This window comes from Methanobrevibacter sp., assembly GCF_045577275.1.
In the GTDB taxonomy this organism is placed as follows: domain Archaea; phylum Methanobacteriota; class Methanobacteria; order Methanobacteriales; family Methanobacteriaceae; genus Methanobrevibacter.
This window is the reverse complement of sequence record NZ_JAZNIB010000098.1, coordinates 1-10,276: the sequence shown is the minus strand read 5'-3', so window position 1 is coordinate 10,276 and position 10,276 is coordinate 1. Positions and strand designations below refer to the sequence as shown.

The following is a 10,276-nucleotide window of genomic DNA, read 5'->3' as shown; positions in this document are numbered from 1 at the left end:
TAATAATAATAATTTCATCAAAATAACTCTTTTTTTAATAACTTAATAAGAATTTTTCTTAATTAATCCAATTTTAGAATTAAATTTAAGGAAACTATTTAATAATATAAATTAGAAAATTATTAATGTATAATTTTTATTAACATATTTTATAATAATTATTATCAAATTATTTCAAAACGAATTAAGTTTAATGGGTGCAAAAGAAAAATGTTAGAAAAAATGATGGAAAATCACAAAATCTTAATTGCTATTCCAATTATTCTTGCACTTTTATCATTAGTTCTTATAGGTGTTAACGGCTTAGAACAAGGTGTTGACCTAAAAGGAGGTTCACAAGCAGAATTACAATTATTAGGTTCTGTCACTCCAACTGAATTAGAGCAAACCCTTGATGCCAAATTAAACACAAACAATATAAAAGTAACAAATAATGGAAACAATAAGGTTACTGTTGAATTGGAAAATAACGTTAATTCAAGTACATTTACAAGCGCCATAAACGGAAAGGCCAATGTTATCAGCTATAATGAAATCGGTCCTGTTTTAAGTGAAGAAGCAATGGGACAAATTTATGTTGCTATGATCTTTGCGTTCCTATTTATGGCAGTTACTGTATTTATCGTATTTAGAGAACCTGTACCATCTGTAGCAATCATCCTTGCAGCATTATGTGATATACTTATCGCTCTTGGTGGAATGTCTATCTTTAAGATTCCACTGTCAATTGCATCTGTTGGTGCATTGCTAATGCTTATTGGGTACAGTGTGGATACAGATATTCTTCTTACCACCAGACTTTTAAAAAGAAGAGAAGGAACTGTGGAAAGCAGAGCTAAAAATGCTATGTATACTGGTTTGACCATGTCCTTTGCTGCAATAGCTGCAATGGGTATCTTATTTGTAGTTACTAAACTCATTATGCCTGAAGCAACTACCTTAAGTAATATTTCTGCAGTATTGGTAATAGGATTAGTTGGGGATATTCTTTCAACTTGGTTAATGAACTTAGGAATCCTTAAGACTTATATCGATTGGAGACAATCCAAAAAGCAAGACAAATACAATGTAAGTTCATCTGCAACAAAATCCAAATCTTCTGACGACTCTGACGATGAATCAGATGAAGCTTCAGATAATAAATCCAAATTAAGCTTTAAAGACAAATTAAAGAGAAAAACTGAAGTTGAAGATGATGAGGTAATGACTAAGATTGAAGAGGAATTGGAAAAGATTGACAATATGGAAGAATCTTCACAAGCTCCTAAAAAGTCTAAAAATAAGAAATCCGGTAAGAAAGTCAACAAACGTAAAGCTAAAAAACAAAAAGGAAAAGGAGGCAAATAATTATGGCAAGCGATTTATCAAAATTCTTTAAAGATAGACAAGTAATTATCCTCTTAATATTCCTTATAATCAGTATTTTAAGTATCAGCCTACTTGGTGTTGAACAAGGACTTGACCTAAAAGGTGGTTCCTCAATCCAATTGGAATTAGAACATCCTGTTAACGACACTACAATGAAAATTGTAACCTCTGTTTTAGATAAAAGGCTTAACCTTTATGGTGTAAGCGATGTAAAGGTCAGATCCAGTGGAGACAAAATGGTTATAGTTGAAATGGCTGGAAAGACACCTGAAGAGGTGGAACGGCTGATTGGAAATCCGGGTATATTTGAAGCTAAAATAGACAATAAGACTGTTCTTGTAGGAAGTGATGTAGCTTCAGTTGATGCTCCTATAGTTGGAGAATCTGGAGAATGGCATGTGCCATTTACACTGACAACAGAAGGAGCTAAGAAATTTGCTGAACTTGCAAAAGGCAAAGGTGGACATGAAGTTGTAATGTACCTTGATGGAAAACAGATTGATGACCATCCTCCTGAATTATCTGAAGGATTGGCAAGTGGAGAACCTGTGGCTGAAGTTGAAGTGACAGGTGGAGCAGATGATGTGGAAGCAGCAAAAGAGGAATCCAACACTGTATTTACAGTTTTAAAAACCGGTTCCTTACCAGTTAAAATCCATACTGTCGGTTCCAATACTGTTTCACCGGAATTAGGTCAACAATTCGCACAAGGTGCTTTGATTGCAGGATTGCTTGCAATTTTAGGTATTTCCGCTGTTGTGTACATCAGATACAGAAGAGCTTTCTTGGCAATTCCAATATTGATTACTACCTTATCTGAGATCATAATCATTTTAGGTGTGGCTTCAATTATCCATTGGAATATAGACTTGGCAGCAATTGCTGGTTTAATCGCATCTGTAGGTACTGGGGTAGACGACCAGATCATCATTACAGATGAGGTATTGCACCACGATGATGAAAACACAAGACACAGAAGAACAAGAACCCAAATGAACGTTAAGAATGCATTGTTCATTATCTTTGCATCTGCAGGAACTTTAATAGCTGCAATGTTGCCTCTTGCTTATGTTGGATTTGCAAGAGGAAGTAGTGGTATCGGTACCATTGCAGGTTTCGCATTCACTACAATCATAGGGGTTTTAATTGGTGTATTCATTACCAGACCAGCTTATGCTAAATTTATTGAAATTTTCGTTTCATAAATTTAAATAAAATTAAACAATTTAAAACTACTTAAAAAGAATAATTTCAATTATTCTTTCTTTTTTTATTTTTCTATTTTTTCTATTTTCTCTATTTTCTCTATTTTTTTATTTTCTCTATTTTTTAAAACAATTAAAAAAATATTCATAAAAATATAACAATTGTTAATTATTTATATGATAAAAATAAATATTAAAATGAAGGGATTAAACTGTTTTAGAATTTAGTTATGAATAATTAATTAAATAAAATTTAAAATTTAATTACAAATAATTAATTAAATGATAAAACAAATATATTTAATAAAAAACAACGGAGATTAAAAATGGTTGTAGTAATAGGAACTGGAGCTGGAGGAGCAATAATAGCAATGAAGCTTGCTAAATCCAATATTCCAGTAACCATATTGGAAAGAGGACAATACATTAAAAGCAAAGATGCCTTTGAAACATATGACATGAAATATTATGATAAAAGATTTGAAAATGAAAACAGCTTAGACTTATTGAAAACCACTTGTGTTGGAGGATCCACAATAGTTGCTGCAGGTAATGGGGTAAGAGTTCTTGAAGATGAGTTTAGAGAAGAGCTTGGCATAGACCTCAGCAAAGAATATGAAACAATTGAAGAATTGACAGGCATTCACCAAATGGATGATGACCATATAGGTGAAGGAACACAGAAATTCCTGGATGCTGCACGTGAATGTGGATTTGATGCAATCAGAATGCCTAAATTCATTAGAGATGAAGATTGCAAGCCATGTGGTAAATGTTCATTCGGCTGTCCTCGTGATGCTAAATGGAGTGGAAAGGACTTTGTGGATATTGCAATTGAAAATGGTGCAGAACTGATAGAAAATGCAGAAGTCCAAAAGATATTGACTGAAGACAAGAAAGTTTCAGCTGTTGAATATGTGCAAGATGGAGAAACTAAGAAAATCCAAACTGACTTGGTGATTCTTGCAGCAGGAGCAATTGATTCTGCAGTCATTTTGCAAAAGACTGGAATTGATGCAGGAAACAAATTGTTCTTTGACCCATTCGTATCTGTTGGAGGATACTTAAAGGACATTAATTACAACACTGAAGTTCAAATGAATGGGCTCGCGGTTGGAAAAGAATATATCTTAGCGCCTCACTTCTCATCTTTCATTGCAAAATACATTAAGGAATCCAATCCAGATGTTGAAGATAAGGACATTTTAAGCATTATGGTAAAGGTTCAAGATGATATGGTAGGTTCTGTTGACATAGATGGAAACGTTAAAAAGTTCAATACAATCGATGACATCAGAAGACTTGCTCAAGGTGCTGCAGCGGCAGGATCTGTACTTGAAAAAGCGGGAGTCGATGCAACAACCATGACTTCAACAGTATTCAGAGGAGCTCACCCTGGAGGAACAGCTGCAATTGGAGAAGTGGTTGATAAAAACTTGAAGACTCAAATTGATGGGCTTTACGTTGGAGATGCAAGTGTTATACCAATTTCCCCTGGAAAACCACCAATCTTGTTAATTTTGGCATTAGCAGAAAGACTTGCTAATCATTTAATTGAAGAAGTTATTTAAACTTCTTTTTTTCTTTTTTTTAACCCATATTGATTAAAAACAAAACAATGCAATCCTTTTCTTTTTTTAACCCATATTGATTAAAAACAAACCAATGGAACAAATTAAAATTCCCATCAACTGTTTCAATGAAATATTTTCACCATATAAAATAACACCAACAAATATCAGCACAATTGCCAATCCAATATTTGCAACAATTGATGCAGAACTTACTTTCCAACCTGCACGGTAAGCAAAAATGTAAGCCAATTCCAAGCCTACAATAGCCATTCCCAATACTACAGAAGTCCAGTTTACACGGGACAATTCAGTTAATACATTTTCAGGTTTGACAAGAAAAACAAAAATAAGAGCAGTGAGTATTGTTGCTACAGCATATGTTATCATCAATGTACCAAAGGCATTCACATTGCCTGGGGTTGATTTGGTACAAATATTATAAACTGTATTAGACAGTATAACCAATAAGATAGGCCAAATCATTTCCCACATATTTTACACCTTTGAATATTATTAATAATAAGAATAAAAAAATTAGAAAAATGTCAAATAAAAAATAATTAAAAAATTAGATAAAAAGCTAAAACCATTTAAAACTGTTTTGAAATTTCATCTGCTTGAACTAATCTTTCACAATAATGACATCTGAGAGTGATAGGATCAGATTCAACCAAATAAAATTTGCTTTCTATAGGCTCATCAGTATTTGATATGCATTTAGGGTTAGTGCATTTTACAATACCATTCAATTCTTCCACTAATTCCACTTTCTTTTTAGAAACTATTTCATAATCCCTAATAATGTTTATGGTGGCATTAGGAGCAATCAATGAAATCTTATCTATTTCAGTATGGTCCACTTCCCTATTTTCAATTTTAACTATATCTTTAAAACCTAATTTAGAATGAACATTCATAGCAAGGGTAACATTAATTCCTTCCTTTGGAAGACCTAATATCTTCAATACCTGAAGTGCCTTATTGGCTTGAATATGGTCAATCACAGTACCATTTTCAATAGGTTTAACTTTTAACTCATGTTTAGTCATGATTAAATATATCTTTTAAATTTTATTTATAATTTATTATTAAACATTTAATTAATAAATAGTTATATCTATTAAAAACAATAAAGTAATAAATGAATAAACTTTAAAAAAATAAAATTAAAAAAAGGAGTCTTAAAATGGAAGCGCATATAGACTTATTTAAAAAAATATTAACTCAAATTGAAGACAAAGTTGATTATGCAGACATAAGAGCAGGTAGTGGAAATAATACAGGCATAATCATGAAAGACAATCAAATTCAGGAAATAAACACAGGCATGTCCACTGTTGCAAGAATAAGGGTTTTAAACAATGGCGCATGGGGATTTGCTTCAACCAATGACTTTTCAAAATTAGAGGAAATTACAGAAAAGGCAATTAAGATATCAAACTCACTCACTGGCGATATTGAACTTGCAGAATGTGAAATCATAGAGGATAAAGTAAAGACAGATAGAAAAATAGCTGCAAGTGATGTTACAATTGAAGATAAAAAGGAACTGATTCAAGAAGTGAACAAGGCAAGCAATGTCGGAAAAGTGGTAAGTACAACAGTAAGCTATTCCGATGGAGAAAGCAACAGTGCATTTGTAAGCACTGAAGGGAGTGAAATTCTTATAGACAGTTCAAGAGTGGTTCTTTCATTGAATGCAGTTGCTTCAAACGGAGAACTTATTCAATTTAACCATGGAAGCTTAGGTGGAGTGAAAGGTTTTGAAGTACTTGAAGATGCAGACATCGAATCCTTTGGAAGAAAGATAGGTGAAAAGGCAACTGAACTTTTGGATGCAAAACCTGCACCTTCCGGAAGATTCCCAATTGTAGCTGACAACAACCTCACAGGAGTGTTCATTCACGAGGCAGTAGGACATGCTGTAGAAGCAGACCTCGTATTGCAGGATGATTCCATATTGCATGACCAAATGAATAAGAAAATCGGATCAGACATCGTCAACATCTATGATGACTCAAGCTATAAGGAAGGATTCGGATATTATCCTTATGATGTTGAAGGAGTCAAAACCAGAAAGAATCAGCTTGTTAAAAATGGAGAGTTGGTGTCATTCCTAAGCTCCAGAGAAAGTGCAGGCAAATTAGGCATTCCACTAACTGGAAATGCAAGGTCATCAATAAGCGACCAACCTATTGTAAGAATGAGTAACACTTTCCTTGAACCTGGAGACTTAAGTTTTGAAGAACTTATTGAAGACATCAAGGATGGAATCTATCTTAAAGGTTCAAGAGGCGGACAAGTTGATACAGGTAAAGGAATTTTCCAGTTCAATGCAACTGAAGCATACAAGATTGAAAATGGTGAACTTAAAGATCACTTCAGAGATGTTTCATTATCTGGAAATATTCTTGAAACACTTAATGGTGTTGATGGAATAGGTTCCGACTTCAAGCTTAGTGTAGGTTACTGTGGTAAAGGTGGACAAACTGCACCAGTTGGTGATGGTGGACCACACACCAGAATTTTGAATGCAATGGTAGGTGGAAGCAACTAATATTTATAAAAATTAATTTTATATTAATTTTATCATACTATTCATTTAATTAAAGCTATATTCAAAATAAACGATTTTGTATAAATAGTAAACAAATCGATAAAAAGAGATATAGATGAAGCAGTTGAAAAATACCATTTTAGCTAAAAATGGAAATTTTTTAGAAAAAAATAAATTGAAAAATTCAAAAAAAATAAAAATTTCTAAAAAAGTAATTTTTCAAAATTGAAAAGTTAAGTTTTAAAAAAATAAAATTATAAAAACTAAAAAAAATTATTTCAAAAATTTGAAGGTGAAAATATGTTAAGTGAAAGTGATGGAAAATATTTACTAAGTTTAGCAAAAGATGCCATTGAAACATATGTTAAAGAAAATAGAAAAATTGACACACCTTCAGATTGTCCTGACTATATGTATGAAGAACTTGGTGTATTCGTTACCTTGAACAAGCATAATAATCTTAGAGGTTGCATCGGTTATCCTGAACCTATCTATCCACTGCTTGATGCTGTGATTGATTCTGCAATTTCTGCAGCAATCAGAGATCCACGTTTTCCAAGTGTTGATGAAAGTGAATTGGATAGTCTCGAATATGAAATAACCGTTTTGACCAAACCACAGCTAATCGAAGTTGAAAGACCAATTGATTACTTGGACAATATAATTATTGGAGAAGACGGATTGATAGTGGAGAAAGGATTCTATAGAGGATTGCTATTGCCTCAAGTCGCTCCAGAACATAATATGGACAAGGAGGAATTCATATCTCATACCTGTATGAAGGCAGGGCTCAGACCAGACGCATGGCTTGATGAAAATACGAAAGTATACAAATTCCAAGGGCAAATATTTAAATAAAGCCTTTAATAAAAGTATTAACTTAAAACATTGAATAAAAATGATTTTTAAAAATTACAATTATAAAAAAAATTACTAAATTATGATTACACGGTGATAAAAAATGATGTTACCAACAATTCCAACTCCAGATGAATTATTAGATAAAGGTTTCAGAAGAGGTAAGAAGGCAGCTGATCTGCGAAGAGGAGAAAAGATGCCTAAACATTTGAAGGGCAAACGTATTGAAGAGACAAGAGTAATCACTGCTTGCCAAGTCATTAAAGACAGACTTAAAATGATCTTAGACCGTACCCCTGAAATCGAAGAACTTCCAGAATTTTATCAGGATTATATAGACATTACTGTAGGTGTGGATGATTTCAAGCAAGCATTAGGTGCACTTAATTGGGCATATGGTATTATTACCCAACTCGAAAAGGAATATGGTGCAAAAATAAGAAAGTCATCATCAGAAAGAGCAACCGGCCTTAGAAAACAGGCTTACGGAAGAATCTCTTCAGTTGTTCATAAGATTGAAAAGGATTTGGACTTTTTAGATTTTGCTAAACAATCCTTAAGAAATATGCCTACTGTTGACTTTGATGCAATAAGCATTGTTATTGCAGGATTCCCAAATGTGGGAAAATCAACATTGTTGACTCATATCACTGATGCTGAACCTCAAGTGGCTAATTATCCATTTACCACAAAAGGTATTCAAATCGGACACTTCGAGAAAAAATGGCAGCATTACCAAATCATTGACACTCCAGGTTTATTGGATAGGCCTATCGGAGATATGAATGATATTGAAATGAACGCTATGGTTGCCCTCGAACACTTGGCTGATGCTATATTGTTCATATTTGATGGATCTGAAACTTGCGGATACCTTCTTGAAAATCAATACAATCTCTTAGAAGAAATCAAAAATGTGTTTGATGCACCAATCATATATTTATTCAATAAGATGGATATTGCAGAGTATGATGGCATAAGACATGATTATATCCAACAATACATTGACAAAACCGAAAATCCTTTGCTTATCTCAGCTGCAGAAGGTGAAGGTATTGAAGAGATTATCGATTTGATCATGCAAGTTGAAAAAAGAGAAAGAACAAGTGAAGAGGAAGACGAATATGAAGATGATGAGAATTACTTTGATTTAACATAAATAATCTATTCTCATATTCTTTTTTTTTAATTTTTAAAATTTATTCTTTATTTAATTTAAAATTTTTTTCTAATTCTTTAAATTTTTATTTTATATTTAATAATTTGATTGAAGGGATATTATGGATTTTTATTTAGTAAACGGTAGTCCAAGAAAGAAATATAATACTGCCCAATTATTGGAAAAGGCAAGTGAAGGAATTATTGATGAATTAAAGAAAGACTTTGATGAAGAGGAAATAAACATTCATCAAATTCACTTATATGATTTGAATTATAAAGGCTGCAAATCTTGTTTCCATTGTAAAAGGATTGGTGGAAAATATTATGCGCAGTGCCCTATTAAAGATGACTTAAGGGAATTGTTGCCAAAAATGCAAAATGCAGATGGGATTATTTTCGGTACTCCCATTTACTTCGGTGAAATAACCGGTGAACTCAGGTCATTTTTAGAAAGATTCCTGTTTTCAGTATTTGTTTATGGTGGAGAATCAAATGCTCCAAAAAGAATGCCTATTGGAATGATCTACTCCATGAATGTTACAGAAGAAGTTTGTGAGCAAATCTATGGCAATAAGTTTGAAATTTTGGAAAACGTTATTGGCGGCATATATTCACAACCTCATATTTTAAGAGTTTATGACACTTACCAGTTTTCAGACTATTCCAAATATGAAAACTATGCATTTGATCCTGAATTAAAAGCTAAAAGAAAAGAGGAACATTTCCATATTGACTTGGAAGATGCTTATAATTTAGGTAAAAAAATAGCTCAAGACAGTTTGAAAATATAATTATTTCTTTTTTTCTTTTCATTTTTTTATAAAATACAATACCCTTTTCTTTTTTTATCTTTCTTATAGAATAAGGATTTTTCTTTTTTCTTTTTTAATAAATCAATAATAATCTAAAATTGTGGAAAATCGTTAAAATAGTCTAAATTAATTAAAATAGATAAAATATTATAAAAATTATAAAAATAGTTTAAATCTTAAAAAATAGTTAAATCTTAAAAAAATAGTAAAAAAATAAAATAATTTTATTAAAAAAAATAAAAGTAATAAGATAAGTTAATTATCTTATTCTTTGTCGATAGCTAATGCAATATCATCTGCTTTTACAGTTTGTCTTTTTGCAATTTTAGCGTATTCAATTGCTTTTTTAGCGACTGCTGCTGCGTCAGCTTCTAAGTATGCTACTAATGCGTCTACTGCGTCAGCACTTACTCTTTCAGCACCAGCTTCTTTGATAATCCTATTTACAGGAGCTTTAGGAATTGCCATAATTTTCACCTCCGTTTTAATAGTATAGTAATATTATATCAATACTTAGTATTAAAGCTTTTCCCTTTTTTAGGTCTAATTTACTCAATTTTACTTGATTTCTTGATAGCATTAAAGAGATACTGACTTTTTTAAAATAAAAACAAATTTCATATTTTTTTGAAAAAAAGTGAAAATTTTCATAATTTTTAGAGAAAAATCTAAAATTTTTTGAAAGATAATTAAAAAATGTGTGGAAAAATTTAAAAAAAATAATTTTTGCAAGAAGATCTT

The 10,276-nt window shown here is 31.8% G+C and carries 10 protein-coding genes; 7 read left to right on the top strand and 3 right to left on the bottom strand.

What is annotated here, in order from left to right:
- Positions 1–210: 210 nt before the first annotated feature.
- The 3 genes from ACKI67_RS03430 (at position 211) to ACKI67_RS03420 (ending at position 4,144) form a co-directional block, all read left to right on the top strand.
- Positions 211–1,347 (top strand): protein translocase subunit SecF, encoded by a 1,137-nt coding sequence (locus ACKI67_RS03430; RefSeq protein ID WP_407461992.1) that lies wholly within the window; start codon positions 211–213, stop codon positions 1,345–1,347.
- Positions 1,348–1,349: 2 nt separating this feature from the next.
- On the top strand, positions 1,350–2,573 hold the full coding sequence (locus tag ACKI67_RS03425; RefSeq protein WP_407461991.1) for a preprotein translocase subunit SecD: 1,224 nt from the start codon (positions 1,350–1,352) through the stop codon (positions 2,571–2,573).
- Between the two features lie 326 nt (positions 2,574–2,899).
- A complete protein-coding gene (locus ACKI67_RS03420) occupies positions 2,900–4,144 on the top strand; it encodes a GMC family oxidoreductase N-terminal domain-containing protein (RefSeq protein WP_407461990.1) in 1,245 nt (414 codons plus the stop codon).
- 66 nt (positions 4,145–4,210) lie between these two features.
- Here the strand turns inward: ACKI67_RS03420 and ACKI67_RS03415 are convergent, their stop codons facing one another.
- Both ACKI67_RS03415 and pyrI read right to left on the bottom strand, forming a co-directional pair.
- Positions 4,211–4,639 (bottom strand): EamA family transporter, encoded by a 429-nt coding sequence (locus tag ACKI67_RS03415; protein ID WP_407461989.1) that lies wholly within the window; start codon positions 4,637–4,639, stop codon positions 4,211–4,213.
- A gap of 98 nt (positions 4,640–4,737) precedes the next feature.
- Positions 4,738–5,196, bottom strand: a complete 459-nt coding sequence (gene pyrI / locus ACKI67_RS03410; RefSeq protein WP_407461988.1) for an aspartate carbamoyltransferase regulatory subunit — start codon at positions 5,194–5,196, stop codon at positions 4,738–4,740.
- Between the two features lie 137 nt (positions 5,197–5,333).
- Here pyrI and ACKI67_RS03405 point away from each other — a divergent pair, with 137 nt between their 5' ends.
- From ACKI67_RS03405 to ACKI67_RS03390, 4 genes are all read left to right on the top strand, one after another.
- The gene (locus ACKI67_RS03405; protein ID WP_407461987.1) at positions 5,334–6,704 is read left to right on the top strand and encodes a TldD/PmbA family protein; all 1,371 of its coding nucleotides are present in this window, start codon (positions 5,334–5,336) and stop codon (positions 6,702–6,704) included.
- Between the two features lie 300 nt (positions 6,705–7,004).
- Positions 7,005–7,562 (top strand): TIGR00296 family protein, encoded by a 558-nt coding sequence (locus ACKI67_RS03400; RefSeq protein WP_407461986.1) that lies wholly within the window; start codon positions 7,005–7,007, stop codon positions 7,560–7,562.
- A gap of 103 nt (positions 7,563–7,665) precedes the next feature.
- On the top strand, positions 7,666–8,721 hold the full coding sequence (locus tag ACKI67_RS03395) for an NOG1 family protein (protein ID WP_407461985.1): 1,056 nt from the start codon (positions 7,666–7,668) through the stop codon (positions 8,719–8,721).
- A 121-nt stretch (positions 8,722–8,842) separates the two neighbouring features.
- Positions 8,843–9,514, top strand: a complete 672-nt coding sequence (locus ACKI67_RS03390) for a flavodoxin family protein (protein WP_407461984.1) — start codon at positions 8,843–8,845, stop codon at positions 9,512–9,514.
- 285 nt (positions 9,515–9,799) lie between these two features.
- On the opposite strand, the gene ACKI67_RS03385 is transcribed toward ACKI67_RS03390, so the two are convergent.
- A complete protein-coding gene (locus tag ACKI67_RS03385; RefSeq protein WP_407461983.1) occupies positions 9,800–10,003 on the bottom strand; it encodes a histone family protein in 204 nt (67 codons plus the stop codon).
- Positions 10,004–10,276: the final 273 nt, after the last annotated feature.